The 15524-nt window shown below is 66.8% G+C and carries 16 protein-coding genes; 6 read left to right on the top strand and 10 right to left on the bottom strand.

The window, feature by feature from the left end; all coding sequences use genetic code 11:
- The first annotated feature begins 78 nt into the window (after positions 1-78).
- Positions 79-1170, top strand: a complete 1092-nt coding sequence (recF, locus tag FHS96_RS09885) for a DNA replication/repair protein RecF (RefSeq protein WP_429591743.1) — start codon at positions 79-81, stop codon at positions 1168-1170.
- Positions 1171-1353: 183 nt separating this feature from the next.
- Here recF and FHS96_RS09890 read toward each other — a convergent pair whose 3' ends face one another.
- The 4 genes from FHS96_RS09890 to FHS96_RS09905 form a co-directional block, all read right to left on the bottom strand.
- Entirely contained in the window at positions 1354-2016 is a 663-nt protein-coding gene (locus FHS96_RS09890; RefSeq protein ID WP_429590164.1) for a winged helix-turn-helix domain-containing protein, read from the bottom strand.
- 72 nt (positions 2017-2088) lie between these two features.
- On the bottom strand, positions 2089-2976 hold the full coding sequence (locus FHS96_RS09895) for a transposase (protein WP_429590167.1): 888 nt from the start codon (positions 2974-2976) through the stop codon (positions 2089-2091).
- Positions 2976-3947: a HEAT repeat domain-containing protein gene (locus FHS96_RS09900; protein ID WP_429590170.1), complete on the bottom strand. Its 972-nt coding sequence runs from the start codon at positions 3945-3947 to the stop codon at positions 2976-2978. Before FHS96_RS09900 ends, FHS96_RS09895 begins: the two co-directional genes overlap by 1 nt.
- A 14-nt stretch (positions 3948-3961) precedes the next feature.
- The gene (locus FHS96_RS09905) at positions 3962-4114 is read right to left on the bottom strand and encodes a hypothetical protein (protein ID WP_158014175.1); all 153 of its coding nucleotides are present in this window, start codon (positions 4112-4114) and stop codon (positions 3962-3964) included.
- Positions 4115-4291: 177 nt separating this feature from the next.
- Here FHS96_RS09905 and FHS96_RS09910 point away from each other — a divergent pair, with 177 nt between their 5' ends.
- The 3 genes from FHS96_RS09910 to FHS96_RS09920 are packed head-to-tail and all read left to right on the top strand — an operon-like array spanning position 4292 to position 6422.
- On the top strand, positions 4292-5530 hold the full coding sequence (locus FHS96_RS09910; protein WP_429590173.1) for a diguanylate cyclase domain-containing protein: 1239 nt from the start codon (positions 4292-4294) through the stop codon (positions 5528-5530).
- A gap of 41 nt (positions 5531-5571) precedes the next feature.
- Positions 5572-6039, top strand: coding sequence for a PaaI family thioesterase (locus FHS96_RS09915; protein ID WP_429590177.1), 468 nt, complete (start codon positions 5572-5574; stop codon positions 6037-6039).
- On the top strand, positions 6036-6422 hold the full coding sequence (locus tag FHS96_RS09920; protein WP_429590180.1) for a PaaI family thioesterase: 387 nt from the start codon (positions 6036-6038) through the stop codon (positions 6420-6422). Before FHS96_RS09915 ends, FHS96_RS09920 begins: the two co-directional genes overlap by 4 nt.
- Positions 6423-6439: 17 nt before the next feature.
- Here the strand turns inward: FHS96_RS09920 and FHS96_RS09925 are convergent, their stop codons facing one another.
- Together FHS96_RS09925 and FHS96_RS09930 are read right to left on the bottom strand one after the other, a co-directional pair.
- Positions 6440-7969: an ABC transporter permease/substrate-binding protein gene (locus FHS96_RS09925; RefSeq protein ID WP_429591746.1), complete on the bottom strand. Its 1530-nt coding sequence runs from the start codon at positions 7967-7969 to the stop codon at positions 6440-6442.
- 4 nt (positions 7970-7973) lie between these two features.
- The gene (locus FHS96_RS09930) at positions 7974-8768 is read right to left on the bottom strand and encodes an ATP-binding cassette domain-containing protein (RefSeq protein WP_429590183.1); all 795 of its coding nucleotides are present in this window, start codon (positions 8766-8768) and stop codon (positions 7974-7976) included.
- Between the two features lie 72 nt (positions 8769-8840).
- On the opposite strand from FHS96_RS09930, the gene FHS96_RS09935 reads away from it, so the two are divergent.
- Positions 8841-9623: an SDR family oxidoreductase gene (locus FHS96_RS09935; RefSeq protein ID WP_429590186.1), complete on the top strand. Its 783-nt coding sequence runs from the start codon at positions 8841-8843 to the stop codon at positions 9621-9623.
- Between the two features lie 6 nt (positions 9624-9629).
- On the opposite strand, the gene FHS96_RS09940 is transcribed toward FHS96_RS09935, so the two are convergent.
- The 3 genes from FHS96_RS09940 to FHS96_RS09950 all read right to left on the bottom strand — a co-directional run bounded on the left by FHS96_RS09940 (position 9630) and on the right by FHS96_RS09950 (position 11565).
- Positions 9630-10301 carry an HAD family hydrolase gene (locus FHS96_RS09940; RefSeq protein ID WP_429590189.1) on the bottom strand — a complete coding sequence of 224 codons (672 nt, stop codon included), beginning with the start codon at positions 10299-10301 and terminating at the stop codon, positions 9630-9632.
- A gap of 44 nt (positions 10302-10345) precedes the next feature.
- On the bottom strand, positions 10346-11116 hold the full coding sequence (locus FHS96_RS09945; protein WP_429590192.1) for a glycine-rich domain-containing protein: 771 nt from the start codon (positions 11114-11116) through the stop codon (positions 10346-10348).
- Positions 11117-11181: 65 nt separating this feature from the next.
- The gene (locus FHS96_RS09950) at positions 11182-11565 is read right to left on the bottom strand and encodes a VOC family protein (RefSeq protein WP_429590195.1); all 384 of its coding nucleotides are present in this window, start codon (positions 11563-11565) and stop codon (positions 11182-11184) included.
- A gap of 239 nt (positions 11566-11804) precedes the next feature.
- Here FHS96_RS09950 and FHS96_RS09955 point away from each other — a divergent pair, with 239 nt between their 5' ends.
- Positions 11805-14552 (top strand): TonB-dependent receptor, encoded by a 2748-nt coding sequence (locus FHS96_RS09955; RefSeq protein ID WP_429590198.1) that lies wholly within the window; start codon positions 11805-11807, stop codon positions 14550-14552.
- 41 nt (positions 14553-14593) lie between these two features.
- On the opposite strand, the gene FHS96_RS09960 is transcribed toward FHS96_RS09955, so the two are convergent.
- On the bottom strand, positions 14594-15460 hold the full coding sequence (locus FHS96_RS09960) for an SMP-30/gluconolactonase/LRE family protein (protein WP_429590201.1): 867 nt from the start codon (positions 15458-15460) through the stop codon (positions 14594-14596).
- Positions 15461-15524: the final 64 nt, after the last annotated feature.

Consider the following 15524-nt stretch of genomic DNA (forward strand, 5'->3'; position numbering starts at 1 on the left):
GAAGATTGGGCCCGCCGCTCCGACATGGAGCGGCGGGCCTTTCTTTATGTCGGCACGGCAATCGCCTATGCGGGGCCGATGCCGCTCGCGCGCCTGACGCTTACCGACTTTCGCAACCATGCCGGTGCCTCGATCGAGGCCGGTGATGGATTCGTCGTGCTTACAGGAGAGAATGGCGCGGGTAAGACCAATATCCTGGAAGCCGTTTCGCTGTTGGCGCCCGGCCGCGGATTGCGTCAGGCGCCGCTGGGGGAGATGGCGCGGCGTGACGGGGCGGGTGGGTTCGCACTATCGGCGGTGCTGCTCGATGCGGGCGGTGCCGCCGGGGACGGCATCGTCATCGGCACGGGCACGAATCCGCAGTCGCCGGAGCGGCGCGCAGTGCGCGTCAATGGCGCTGCGGCCGCTGCCACGAGCCTTTCCGAATGGTTGTCGATCGTATGGTTGACACCGGCGATGGACCGCCTGTTCGTCGAATCGGCGAGCGGGCGACGGCGCTTCCTTGATCGGCTGGTGCTCGCACTGCGTCCGCGCCACGCGCATCATGCCAGCCGCTACGAAGCGGCGATGCGATCGCGCAACAAGCTGCTCGCCGACGAGCGCCCGGCGGATCCTGCCTGGCTCGACGCGCTCGAGGCGCAGATGGCGGAGCATGGCGCCGAAATCGCCGAGGCCCGCGCCGCGCTGGTCGATGCGCTCGCGGCGACGCTCGATGCGCAACCCGAAGGGCCGTTCGCGCGGGCAGGGCTGGCACTTGAAGGATGGGCGCCCGTCGGCAATTTGGCCGCAATGCTCGCCGCCGGCCGCGCGCGTGATGCCGCTGCAGGCCGCACGCTCGAAGGCCCGCACCGCACCGATCTTGTCGTTACCCATCGCGGCAAGGATCAGCCTGCGGCGCTCTGTTCCACCGGCGAGCAGAAGGCATTGCTGCTGGGCATCGTGCTGGCGCATGCCGATCTCGTCGCCGCGGATGTCGGCCGCCGGCCGCTGCTGTTGCTTGACGAAGTTGCCGCGCATCTCGATCCGCGCCGCCGGGCCGCACTGTTCGCGCGGCTGGCCGAGGGCGGCGGCCAGGTGTGGATGACGGGGACGGAAGCGTCACTGTTCGCCGAGATCGAGGGGGAATCGACACGGCTGGTGGTTGGCGATGGTGGGGTGAAGCAGGCCTGATTGGCTTATGGTTTACGGATGAAGTGAGGGGGGCGGCAAGCGGGATTCCCTCCGGATCGGATCGGTCTGCAGCGGTGAGTCCATCGGTGCAGCGCCGCGTCGTCACTGATCATGTCCCGATTGAGCTGCAGCGCCGCCATGCGTCGATCGAATCGATCGCGCGTCGACTGGCGGATCTGTGCCTCAGTCCGGATCGGGCGACAGTCGATAGCCCTTGCCGCGGCTCCAGCGAATCAGCGGCCGCGCGAAGCCGCGATCCACCTTGGCGCGAAGACGCGACATGTGCACCGCCACAACGTTGGTGCCGGGGTCGAAATGGCGATGCCATACCGCCGACAGCAATTGCCGCCGGTTCGCCGGCGCGCCGCGCAGCCGGGCGAGGTGAACGAGCAAGGCATATTCGCGCGGCAGCAACTCGATCGCAGTGCCACCGCGCCGCGCAGTGCGGGCCAGCAGATCGATGCGCAGGTCGGCACAGACCAATTCGCGGTCGGGATCGGTGCAGCGCCGCCACATGGCTTCGAGGCGGGCCGCGAGCAGGTCTGGCGGCGCCGTGATCGGTGCGCAGCAATCTGCGCCGCTCCGCAGCATGGCGATCTCCAGATCGGCGTGTTCGGTTGGGGTCAGCACCAGGATCGGGCAGTGTGGCGCGTCACCCATGGTCGCGGCGAGCACAGCGCGCGCCGGCGCCATTGCGGAATCAACCGCGAGCAGGATCGCCGCCGCCCCCGTCGCATGCGCGGCTGCCCCCGCCTCGAACGGGGCGAGCCGCACGCCCGGGAGAATCGACGGGGCGGGGGCGCGATCGGCGCTCACCCTCCCGTCGATCCAACCCACAAGCTGCATGCCGGCGGCGCTCCACCCATCGCTGTACGGGCGCAGGGTGGGTGCGACCCCCGAAAGAGCGAAGTCGCGTTATCACCGTATCGGATCAATCCGCTCGCAACGCGCACGGCTGGTTTCGCGCACGAGACGGGAGGCATCGCCGGTCCATCCTTGCCAGACCGCGTCGCCATCGGTGGCGGCGACAGCCTCGATCGCGGCAACGCGCATTCGGCAACTCGGATGCGTTGCGGCGACATGATCGAGCAGGTCGCGGCCATCGCCGCCGAGATGTGCGGCAAGTGCGAGCAGTGCCGAAGCGGGCGCGGTGTTCAGGATACCGTCTATCCGGCCGTTGACCACGTCGAAACGGAACTGGTCCCGCCATACCTGCCGTTCGTTCAACTCCATTATATTGATCGAGACCGAGAAGGCATCGGCTGGCGCCTGGTTGTGAACGTCGCGATGCGCGCGATAGAACAGCACCCGTCCCTCGGCGAGGCGGGAGCGCTCGACGAAACGCAACGTCACGCTCTCCCCGGCGCGTCCAATCACGCTATCCGGATCATAGTCGTAATAGTCGCTCCAATAGCCGGGGCCGGCATAGCCGACGGTCAGGAAGCTGAAATTATGATCGTGCGGTACGCCGTAGAAGAAAGGCGCGATGCCGCTGTCGCGCACCACTGCATCGCTGGCGGAAGGCCAGAAATTGGCGCGGATGAAGTAGCCGCTGCGGGGCCGGTGCAGCATCATCACCTGCGAGGAATAGCGGTTGATCGCCTGCTGGCGGGTCAGCCGAGACTTGATCTCGTCGACCGCCATCTGCCCGAGGAAACCGCGGTTGCGCGCAAGCGCGGCAAGCCAGGGGCCGAAGCTGGCAAATCCATCCTCGTCGCGGGGATCGAAATCGGGCTGCTCAAGCCGATCGATCAGATCCTCGAGGGTGATGGAAGCCAAGGTGCCAGGGTCGATGGCGAGAGGCATCAGGCGGCCCTCCTTCGCTTGATCCGTCCCAATGTAGACGATGCCGCCGCGCGCACTTCGGGATGCGGATCGTTGGCGGCAAGTTGCGCCAGCCGCGGCAACGCCGCTTCCGGATCGATCACCAACCATTCGCGCATGGCATGCCAGCGCAATTCGAATTCGGGCTCGTCGAGCGCGGCTTCGAAAGCGGCATTTGCCGTGCTGCAGCCGATGCTGCGCAACATCGTCAGGAGCATGCGCATCCGTGAGGCTTCGTCGCGCGTCTCACTCGCCGCGATCAGCCGGCCGTCGACGGTGCCATATTCCCGCTGGAACGGCGCGCGATCGAGATGCACCGCGGCGCGCAGGACAAGCATGTCGCGCGCCGGGGGCTCGATCGTATAGCCCTGGGTGCGGCCGTCGACGCGCACCGTCTGGCCCGCGCTGAGCGGCATGAGGCCCATGTTCTGCAGGCATGTAGGCGCGGCTTGAGAAAAGCCTGCGCCGGTTGCCTCGGCCCGCCACCAGCGTAGCCGCGCTCCACCGGGCTCGACGATGTGGAGCGCGCCGAGCGCGCCTGACAACACCACCGCGCGGGAGGCGTCGTCATCACGCCGCGCCAGTGCTGCCGCGGAGATTCGCGCGACTGCGATCGAGGCCGCCGGAGTCTGGATCAGCAGGAGCCCGCGCTGGATCTCGTCGCCCAGCGCCAGCAGCGGAGGCGCGAACAGCGGATCGGCACGCAGCCCCCCGACCAGCGCGCCGAGCATCGGCCGCAGCCAGCCGCCGCTTGCTCCCCCCTCATCGAACAGTGCGACCAGCACATCCTGCACTGCGGCACCTCCCGATGCTGCGGCGGCCTCCAGCCGCGCCTCGATCGCCCCCACATCGTCCCGCCGGCGCCAGGCGCGGGAGAAGTCTGCCGCCCTCTCCCGCGCCTGCAGCAGCGCCACCCGATCATCGAAGATCGCCGGCTGGGTCGACGCCGCCATCGCCGGTCTCCCGATCAGTCGTTGCCGTCGCCGCAGCCGTGGCCGGTCGCGACGATGATGTTGAAGATCGGGTCGATCACGTCCGCCTTCACCAGCGATCCGTGGATACCGATACGGCTGTCGAGATCAGCGATATCGGCGGGGTCGATCTGCACCGTTTCACTCATGCTTGCCTCCCTTTGCTGGGCATCGCAAAGTTATGGGCGGTCTGGCGGATGGCGTGAGTTACATCGCTGTAACGGTCCCGCTCCCAAATGGATCTATCGGGCGTTGCCGGAGACGCCGGCACGGAGCAGAACGGTCACTGCAAAGTTGTGATCAAGGTGAGGCAGAACGCACAGCCAATGGTCGGACTCATCAGGCGGGCCAAGGCCGGGCTTCGGCGCAACCTCGTCGCGCGCGGGTGGCGTGCGACCACGCCGCTGCCCGAGCCCGTTTATCGCGATCTCGTCGTCATGCTGTTCACAATGGCGCTGCCGATCGCCGGCCTGGGCGTGTTGCTGCTGCTTGTATCCGGGCTGCTGGCATGGAGCTGGCGGGATCCGGTCCTCAGCGCGATCGGCGTGACGATCGCGCTGGTCACGCTATGGCGGCTGTGGCTGATCGCACGGTTTCACCGCCACGCCGTCGACGATCTGCCGATCGTGGAGATGCGCCGTTGGGAATGGCGTTACGCGCTGGGCAGCCACATCACAGCCGCCCTGCTGAGCACACTCGGCGTGTGGGCGCTGCAGTTCCACACGCCGATCGTCCACATGATCATCGTGAGCCTGATGTTCACCTTCGGTGCCGGCATCGTCTCCCGGATCGCGATCCGGCCGGCGATCTGCGTGCCCAGCATGGTGCTGGCGACGCTGCCCATCGCGATTGCACTCGGCGTGCACGCCACATTGCCCGATTCCGACGCGCTGCATCCCGAACTGTTCGCGATCGAAAGCCTGCTGGTGCTGATCGTCACGGGGCTCAGCTTGCAGTCGATCGCCCACATCTATCGGTCGACCATCGAACACCTCACCACAAAGCACGAACTCTCGCTGCTGGCGCTGCAGGATGCCTTGACCGGCCTTCCCAATCGCCTTCTGCTGCGCAACCGGTTCCGTGAGGAGCTGCGCGCGGTGGTTGTGCACAAATGCCTGCTGGCGCTGCACTTCCTCGATCTGGATGGGTTCAAGGCGGTCAACGACCGGTTTGGCCATCCCGCGGGCGACGCGCTGTTGCGGCAGGTGGCGGAGCGGTTGAGTCTGCTGGTTCGCGATACGGACACGGTGGCCCGGCTCGGGGGCGACGAGTTCGTGATCGTGCAGAGCCGCATTCATCATGTCGACGAAGCGGAGGTACTCGCGCGCCGCGTGCTGCGCCAGCTCAGCGCGCCCTACGATATCGAGGGGAAGCAGGTGCTGATCGGCGTCAGCGTGGGCATCGCCATCGCTCCGTTGCACGGCAGCGCCTGGGAGGGGTTGTCGGTCTGCGCAGACGAGGCGCTCTACCAGGCAAAGGCGCGCGGCAAGTCCCAATTCGCCTTCTGCGTGCGAGGCGCACGCGCCGCCGATGCCGGCTATGCATCGAGCGCCGCGATGCGCTGAGAGGCTTGCGAGCTTCGGTCGGCTCTGCCTAAGGCGAAGGCATGACCGACCCTTCCGAGGCCGCTGCCGGCGGCGTGTTGCCATCCGCTTTCGATCCGGCGGCCTTCATGCGCATGACGCGGCGCTACGGTCATGGCGCAACGGTGGGCATCCGCTACGACGCGCATGGTGCGGATTGGGTGCAGCTCGCCTTCGACTGGAAGCCCGAACTGGTCGGCGATCCGGCCACGGGGATCATCGCGTCGGGGCCGATCCTCACCTTGATGGACACCGCCACAAGCATGGCGATCTGGGCGAAGCTGGATCGCTTCATTCCGCAGGCGACGCTCGACCTGCGTGTCGATTATCTCCGTCCCGCGGTGCCGCATTGCACCGTGATCGGCCGCGGCCAATGCTATCGCATCACCCGTTCGATCGCCTTCGTGCGCGGCCAGGCGCATGATGGCGATCCCGCCGATCCGATCGCCAATGTCGTGGGCACGTTCATGTTCCTGGAGGATCAGGGATGAAGGCGCTGCCACCCTATGCCGACCTGCTGGGTCTCAGCATCGCCGAACTGCGGGATGGCATGCCGCTGCTGGCGATGCCCTTCGGAGAGGCGGTGCTCGGCCGGCCCGGCTTCGTTCATGGCGGCGCGATCGCCGGCTTGCTGGAGATGGCGGCGTTCGCGGCGCTGCATGCAGCGCTCGCGGACGAGGCGGAGGTGACGGCGAAGCCAGTGAATGTCACCGTCGATTATCTGCGCGGCGGCCGCGAGAAGATCACCTACGCGCTCGGCCGTGTCTCGCGCCTCGGCCGGCGCATTGCCAATATCGACGTCAGCGCCTGGCAGGATGATCCCGCCGCGCCGATCGCGACGGCACGGATGACGATGCTGTTGCGGCGGGCCTGAGCCTCCCGCGCCGATCACTATTTCTTGCCGCCGATCTCCCCGTCCAGCCACCGCGCCGCGGCCTCTGGCGTCTGCTTGCCGGCATCGCGGTCGACGCGATAATTGGCCTCGCGCATCGCCGTCACCGGCACTGCGCCGACCAGCGGGCGGAGCGCGGCGAGGAAGCGAGCGTCGTCGGCATGAGCAGGGGAGACCAGCATGACCGCGTCGTAATTGGGGATCGCGCGGCGCGGGTCGGTCAGCACGATGAGACGGTCGGCGGCGATGCGGCCGTCCGACGAGAAGGCTGAGATCACGTCCGCCTGACGGCTCGCCAACGCGCGATACATGAAGCTGGGGGCATAGGCGCGACGGGCGCGAAAACGCAGGCCATAGGCGCGCTCGATCGCATGCCATTCGGTGCGATCGAGAAATTCGAGATCGGCACCCAAGGTCAGGTTGGGCGCGGCGCGGGCAAGATCGACGATGCTGGCCAGACCCAGACGCCGGGCGTCGGCGCTCCGCATCGCCAGCGCATAGGCGTTTTCGAACCCCAGCGGGCCGGCGAGGCCGACGCCATGTTCGGCGCGGCTCCAGCGGCCAATCTCCTTCAGCATCGCTGCGCGCGGCGGATTGTCGCGGCGCTTCATCGGGCCGGTCCAGATCGTGCCGCCATAATCGACATAAACGTCGATATCGCCCGCCGCGAGCGCGCTGAATGCCACGGCCGAGCCCAGCCCCTCGCGATAGGTGACGTGGTAACCCGCGCGCTCCAGCCGTTGCCCGATGAGGCGCGCGAGGATGAACTGTTCGGAGAAATTCTTGGCGCCGACGACGATACTGTCCTGCCGCGGCACCAGCAGCGGCGCGGCGGCGCCGGCAATGCCGGCCAGGATCAAAGCTGCCGCGACCAGCGCCCGGCCGCGCTTCCGCCGCGCGATCGCATGTTCGACCAGCCCGAGCAGCGTATCGACCAGCAGCGCAAGCAGCGCCGCGGCGATGCAGCCGACGACGACGGTCGACCAGTCCTGCGTCTGCAACCCGCTAAAGATCAGGTCACCGAGGCTCGGCTGGCCGACGGTGGTGGAGAGAGTCGCCGCGCCGATCGTCCACACCGCGGCGACGCGGATGCCCGCCATCACCACCGGCGCCGCGAGCGGGGCCTGGACGATCAGCAATTTCTGCCGTTCGGTCATGCCGACGCCGTCGGCCGCCTCGACCAGCGCGGGATCGATGCCGTTGATGCCGGCGACGATGTTGCGCAGCATCGGCAGCACCGCATAGAGCGACAGTGCGAGCAGCGATGGCAGGAAGCCCAGCGCGGGGATGCCGCCTCCCACCGCCGAGGAGAGCGCGAGCAGGATCGGATAGAAGAGCGCGAGCAGCGCCAGCCCGGGGATCGTCTGGATCACGGAGGCGATGCCGAGCAGGATGGCGGCGAAGCGCGGCCGGCTTGCGGCGGCAAGGCCGAGCGGCACGCTGACCAGCAAGGCGAGCCCGAGCGCGGCCGCGCACAGCAGCACATGATCCGCCAGCAAGGGCGGCAACCGGCTGAGTGCAAGCGCCATCTGGCTATCCACGCGCACCCGCTCCCTCATCCTGTAACGCGTGCAGCCGCTCCGCCTGCGCGCGCGGCACCGCGACCAGCGCATCCGCCTCAGCCCCCGCGCGGCCGGCGAGCAGGTCGGCCGGCCGCGCATCGGCGACGATCCGTCCGCGAGCCATCACCAGCACGCGGTCGGCAAGCAGCAATGCTTCCGCCATGTCATGCGTGACGAGGATGGTGGTGAGGCGAAGCCGATCGTGCAGCGCGCGATAGACGGTGCCGAGCTGGTCGCGCGTCACCGGATCGAGTGCGCCGAACGGCTCGTCCATCAGCATCAGCCCAGGTTCGATGGCGAGCGCGCGGGCGACGCCGACGCGTTGGCGCTGGCCGCCCGAGAGCTGATCGGGCATCCGCGTGGCCATCGCCGGATCGAGCCCGACCCGCTCGAGCGCGGCGGCGATCGCCGCGTCGGATGCCGTTTGTCCCTCGATACGCAGCCCGATCACGATATTCTCTGCCACGTTCATGTGGGGGAACAGGCCGATATTCTGGAAGACGTAGCCGATCCGCCGCCGCAGCCGGTGCGTCGGTTCGGCGTTCACCGGCCGGCCGTCGATCGTCACAGTGCCGCGATCGGGTTCGGCGAGGCGGTTGATCGTCTTGAGCAGCGTCGACTTGCCGGATCCGGAAGCGCCAACCAGTGCGACGAAGCTGCCCGCCGCGATGGTCAGGCTGACGGCGTCGACCGCGACGGTCGCGCCGAACGTCTTGCTGACGCTATCGAATGCGACCTCGGGCCCATGGGTTGCAGCCTCTGCCATCGGCGCCTTATTCCCGCTCCGCAGCGATCATGAAAGCCGCAATCGAACGGCTTCGTCAGGAGGGTGCAGGCAATGACCGAGCGCAGGGCGATCTTCATCAGCGGTGGCGGATCGGGCATCGGCCGTGCGACCGCACGTCTTTTCGCCGCGCGTGGCTGGCTGGTGGGGCTGGGCGATATCGACGAACGGGGCATGGCGGAAACCGCCGCGCTGCTGCCCGAAGGATCATATAGCTGCCATGCGATGGACGTGCGGGATCCCCGGCAATGGGACCGAGCGCTCGGTACCTTCGCATCAACCTCCGGCGGCCGGCTCGACCTGCTGTTCAACAATGCGGGTCTAGCGCTCGGTGGCGCGCTAGACGCGACCAGCCCGGAGGCGATCGAGCGGCTGGTGCAGATCAACATATTGGGGGTGATCTACGGTGCACGCGCGGGTTTGCCGTTGCTCGCCGGGACCCCGGGCTCGGCGCTGGTTAACACCGGATCGGCAGCGGGCATCTATGGAATGCCGGGGCTGGCGGTCTATGCCGCGTCCAAATTCGCGGTGCGGGGGCTGACCGAGGCGCTCGAACTCGAATGGGCGCCGCGCGGCATAAGGGTGCGATCGATCATGCCGAGCTTCATCGATACGCCATTGCTCGATGCCGGCATCGCCGGCTCGAACGCCACCGCGCGCGACAGGGTACGCGCACAGGGGCTGGAATTCACCCCTGTGCAGCAGGTCGCGGAAGCGGTTTGGCGCGTGGCGGCGGGCAACAGGGTGCATCTGCTGGTCGGCAAGACCGCCCGTCGCCTCGGCTTCGTGGCGCGCTGGGCGCCCGGCCTGCTGCGACGGGGTGCCCGAAGACGCTGAGCGGGCTCAGTGCCAGGCGAGCAGCGGCCATCCGCGCGTCTCGGCGAGCCGGCGCAGCGGGGCATGGGCGTTGACAGCGAACGGCTCGTCGGCCCATTCGAGCACCGGCGCGTCCGAGGCATGATCCGAATAGAAGCGGACATGGCAGTCGGCGCGGGCGATGCTCTCCGCATCCATCCATGCCTCGATCATGCGCAGCTTGGCGGGGCCGTAGCAATTCTCGCCGTCGATCCGGGCGTGGACGCGCGCGTCGAGACCGGCGAGCGTGCCCGTTGCGATGACGTCGTCGAAGCCCAGTTCACGGGCGATCGGTTCGGCATAGAGTCGGTAGGATGCAGTCGCGAGTACCAGCCGATGGCCGGCCGCCTTGTCCGCCGCGATCTGCGCCAGCGCGCCCGGGTGGATGTTCGCTGCGACGGTGCGTTGCGCGAAACCCTCGACCAACGGCGCAACGCGCGCGGCGCTGATGTGCGGGCCGAGCAACAGGCGTTGCGATATTTCCTTCAGCCGGCCGCGGTCGATCCGTTTGGCGGCATAAGCGACGAGCGGCGCCAGCAGCAGCGGATAGAGCAGGAAACGCCACGGCGCGCTGCGCGCGACAGCGTGGTTGAGGAAAGGTTGCCACGTCGGCTTGCGCGTGATCGTCTTGTCCATGTCGTAGATGGCGAGGCGCTGCATGGCGGGCGCCATAGCCGCTCGCGGGCGATCAGGCGAGAGCGGGATCAGTCCCCGCCGCCGCCGCACCCTCCGCCGCCGCAGCCGCTGCTGCATCCGGAATCGCCATCGCTGCTCGAGTCACTGCTGCTGTCGGATCCGCAGCCATCGTCCGAGCCGCCCCGGCGGCGCCGGCGTCCGTGCCGATCCGATCGGCGGATGGCGATGAACACGGCGACGATGATCAGCATGACGAACAGGAAGGGGCTGATGGTGATCGACGGGCCCGGTCCGCCTGAACCGGTAGAGATCAGCGTGCAACCCGCGACCAGTGGCACCAGCAACGCGGCCTGCGCCGGGCGACGGGGCAGCAGCCAGTGGCGCGATCGATCGACACGCTCGAAGCGGGCGGGGCGGAAACGCTCCTCGACCGGCGGCCAGATTTCTCGCGGCGGCGTGTCACCGAACGCTGTGCGATAGGCATCGAGTGTTGCCTGGTACTGGTCGCGATAGCGACGATCCTCGTCGCTGCCCCCTGCGGTGGGCCCATGGTGCAGCGGCTTGCCCAAAATCTGCCCGCACAGTTCGTTCCAATAGTGGCGGCTATAGGCGAGGTGGAGATGCCAGGCCTGGTCGACCGCGTCGGACGGGGTCACCGCATGGTCGGCGGTGGCGGCCAGGAACAGGAAACGGCGGTATTCGGTCATCACCGCCGCCGCGAATGTCCGCGACCAGCCATTTTCGCGGGCCAGCCGATCGGTGAAGCGCATGCGTGCGCCTTCCGGTTCGATCCGCATCGCGTCGAGCGCTGCACGCATCCGGCGGTGGTCGTCGATCATTCCCGGCTCCTTCAGGATCACAACGATGCTTTGCCCGTTTCGGCGCGCTGGATCAGTGAGATCGGTCACCCGGCCGGCGGCTCCCACAATTCGATGGCATTGCCTTCGGGATCATGGATCCGCGCGAAGCGACCGACCGAAGGATCGTCCCACTCCGGCTTGGTGATGATCGCGATGTCAGCGCCGCGTAGCGTTTCGAGCAATGCATCCAGCCCGTCGACACGCAGGTTGATCATGAACTGGCGGTCGGCGGCGAAATAGTCCGTATCAGCCTTGAACGGCGCGAACACGGTGGGGCCACCCGCCTGCTGCCAATACCATTGGGATGATTCGCCCAAGCCGCTCGAATCGCAGCCAGCACCGATGCCAAGATGCGTGCGATACCAGGCGCTGAGCGCGTCCGGATTGCGCGATCGGAAGAACAGCCCGCCAATGCCGGTGACGCCCATTGCCTTGATCCTCCCGATGACGTTTCGATGTGCGATGCAGCAACTACAGCTTTCCGTAACGTCGTTCGCAAGGCGGATACGATGTTCGACGGATGGCTGTTGCAGAAATGCCGCGAACCCGCAGAAATGCTCAAGTTTTTCTGTTCACCTGACTAGATGACGTGAACGGAAACCCATATGATCGGCGCACAAAATCAGACGATCGGACATGAACCGACGTTGACAGTGAGGAGAGAGAGATGCCGAAAACAGCATGGCTGCTGTCAGCAGCCCTGTGCGCCCTAGCGTCCCCCGCCCTGGCTCAAGAAACCGGCTCCGCCCAGCCGTCTGCGGCCGACCAGCCAGCGCCGGAATTCGGCAACGACATCATCGTCACCGCCACCCGCCGCAGCGAGGCGCTGGCCGACGTGCCGATCGCGGTTTCCGCGGTTACCGCGGAAGCGCTGCAGAATTCGGGCGCGTCGGACATCCGCTCGCTCAATCAGTTGGCCCCCTCGTTGCTGGTGTCGTCGACCGGCTCGGAAGCCAATGGCTCGGCACGAATCCGCGGCATCGGCACGGTGGGTGACAATCCCGGCCTCGAAAGCTCGGTCGCGGTGTTCATCGACGGCGTCTATCGCTCGCGCACCGGTTCCGGCCTCAACGAACTGGGCGAGATCGAACGTGTCGAGGTGCTGCGTGGCCCGCAGGGCACCTTGTTCGGTCGCAACGCGTCCGCCGGTCTCATCAACATCGTCAGCAAGAAGCCGTCGTTCGAAACCAGCGGCATGGCCGAGGCGACCTACGGCAACTATGATTTCCTGCGCCTCGCCGCCGGCGTTACCGGCGCGCTGAGCGAAACCATCGCGGGCCGGTTCGACATGGTCTATGTCAAGCGCGACGGCTTCTACGAGAATGTGACGCAGGGCGGCGGTAGCGAAGGTCGCGTCAACGATCGCGATCGCATCTTCGTGCGCGGCCAATTGCTGTTCGAGCCGACCGATGCGCTGAGTTTCCGGCTGATCGGCGACTATACCTATCGTGACGAGAGCTGCTGCGGCGCGGTCTATGTCGCGACCAAGGAAAGCATCGATCCGACCGCCAATCCGACGACGCCGGGCTTCAACACCGATGGCGCGGTACAGCTCAGCCCGAACAACCGCATCGTCGACGTGCTGCGCAGTCTGGGCGGCATCGTCACCTATCCGCCGCAGGATCCCTATGACCGCGACGTCGCGGTGACGCCGGGGCGGACGTTTTCGAATGTCACCCGCGATTATGGCCTGTCGGGCGAACTGAACTATGATTTCGGCGGCGCCTCGCTGACCTCGATCACCGCCTACCGCTACTACAAGTCGGGCGGTGCGGGCGACGTCGATTATTCGAACGTCGACATCGCCTACCGCGCCGATGACGGCAACGCTTATCGCCGCTTCCGCACCTTCACGCAGGAATTGCGGCTGCAGGGCACCGCGTTCGACGACAAGCTCGACTGGCTGGTCGGAGGCTATTACGGCCATGAGAAATTGCAGCTCGTCGACAATTTCAAGTTCGGCACGCAATATGGCGCCTTCGCCGCCTGCCGCATCGTTGCGACGATCAACCCGCTGGCAGCATTGCGCAATCCGGCGGCACCGGGCTGCCTCAGCCCCACCGGCCGCGGCGCACTCGGCGCGGCGCTGGGCCCCGCCGCCCCGCTGATCCTCGGGAGTATCGATCGTCTCAGCACGATCAACGACATGGGTGACCGGCGCGCGGTCTATGACCAGCTCAGCGAGAATTACGCATTCTTCACCCACAATATCTTCGACATCACCGACACCGTCAGCATCACGATCGGCGCGCGCTACACGCACGAGAAGAAGGAGCTGGACGCGTCGTTCGACAACAACAACACGGTCTGTCCGGCGCAGCAGGCGGCGCTCGGCCCGCTGCTTACCAACCCCCAGCTCGGCGCCATCGCGGGCGGCATCGTGACGTTGAGCTGCACCGGCAATTCGAGCGTGACGCTGAACGGCCTCGATCTCGAAGACGGTTTCAGCGACAGCGAATGGACCGGCACCGCCGTACTCTCGTGGAAACCCACTCCGCAACTGCTGACCTACGCCAGCTATTCGAAGGGCTACAAGGCGGGCGGCTACAACCTGGACCGATCCGACCTGGGCGGGATCAACGGCGTGTTCTCCCCGCGCAGCAATGCCGATGCGGTGGGTCTGCGCTTCGAGCCGGAAAAGGTCGATGCCTATGAAATCGGCTTCAAATATAACGGTCGGGTCTTCAACCTGAATGCAGCGGCCTTCCGTCAGGAATTCAAGACCTTCCAGCTCAACACGTTCAACGGATCGATCTTCATCGTCCAGAACATCGCGTCGTGCGACGACGATCTGGGCGGCGCCGACATGGACAACAGTTCGACCACCGGGGCCTGCCCCGGCAAGACCAAGGCCGGCGTGATCTCGCAAGGCGTCGAACTCGAAGCCTCGGTCTATCCCATGCGCGGTCTCGCGCTGACGGCAGGCTACACCTATTCCGACACGCATTATCGCAGGAACCTGGTCGGCAGCTCGGATGGCGAGGCGCTCAGCAACGCGCTGTTCCTGCTGCCCGATGCGCAGCTTTCGAACGCGCCCAAGCATGTCGCGACCGGCTCGATCGCCTGGACGCCGGATATCGGCAGCAGCGGCCTCAGCGGTCTCGTCTATGTCGATGGGCGCTACAGCTCGCGCTACAACACCGGATCGGACCTGTTCCCCGAAAAGGCGCAGGACGGCTTCGTGGTGGTCAACGCCCGCATCGGTCTGCGCGGTCGCGACGAGATCTGGGCGCTGGAGTTCTGGGGCCAGAACATCTTCAGCGAGAAGTATCAGCAGGTCGCGTTCAACACGCCGTTCCAGGGCGCCGGCACGATCGCGCAAACCGCCGCTTTCGGCACCACCGCGAACCAGCTCTTCTCAAGCTTCCTGGCGGAGCCGCGCACCTATGGCGTGACGCTGCGCAGCCGGTTCTGACGACCTGTCCTCCCCGGCGTTGCGCCGGGGAGGACCTCATCTCAGCCGAACGGATGCTCCGGCAACCCCGGAACCTCAACGTCGAATGCGAAAATGCCGCCGGCGGCCGGCTGGGCAACGCGCTCGGTGTTGCTCAGCCCGCTGCTCGCGGTCGTGACATAGGCGGTCTTCAACGCCGGCCCGCCGAAAACGATCATCGTCGGCCGGCTGACGGTCAGCACCACCTCAGCGACAATCTCTCCTGCGGGTGACAGCCGCACCACGCGGCCGCCATCGAACAAAGCGCTCCAATAATAGCCCGCTGCATCGAAAGAGCCGCCGTCCGGCCGGCCCTGGCCCATCGGAAACTGGTGGAAGAGCCGGCGGTTGGTAAGCGCGCCGTCGACCACATCATAGGCGCGCAGCGCATGTGTCGGGGTGTCGGCATGCATGAACAACCGCCCATCCGCGCTGAATGCGGCGGCATTGCAGGTCAGCATCCCGCCTTCGATCGCGGTGATGCGACCGTCCGGATCGATGCGGTAGAGCGTCGCATCATGGCTTGCCTTGGCGGAGTCGACGCTGCCCGCCCAGAAACGGCCGGCGGCGTCGGTGCGCCCGTCGTTGAAGCGATAGTCGGGCAGATCCTTCAGTACCTGATCACCGAACGGCACCGGCGGCGCGTCGAAATCGGCGATCGTCGCACAACCATCGGCCATCGCCAGCACCAGTCCGCCGCCCCGGCGGAACGCGAAGCAGCCGACAGGTGCGTCGAAACGGCGCATCTCGTCGATACCCGTCGCGGGATCGAAGCGGTGAAGCTCGTTGCGGGCAATGTCGACCCAATAGAGGCGCTGCTCGGCGGCGTGCCAGCGGGGGCCTTCACCGAGGGTGGCGCGGGCATCGAGGGCGAGGCGGACGTCGGTCATGCGCTTCTCCTAATCGCTCGGCGTGCAACGCACCACCACGCTTGCGGGAGCAAAGCCGCGTCCC

Source organism: Sphingomonas zeicaulis, assembly GCF_050433225.1.
Classification (GTDB): domain Bacteria; phylum Pseudomonadota; class Alphaproteobacteria; order Sphingomonadales; family Sphingomonadaceae; genus Sphingomonas_D; species Sphingomonas_D zeicaulis.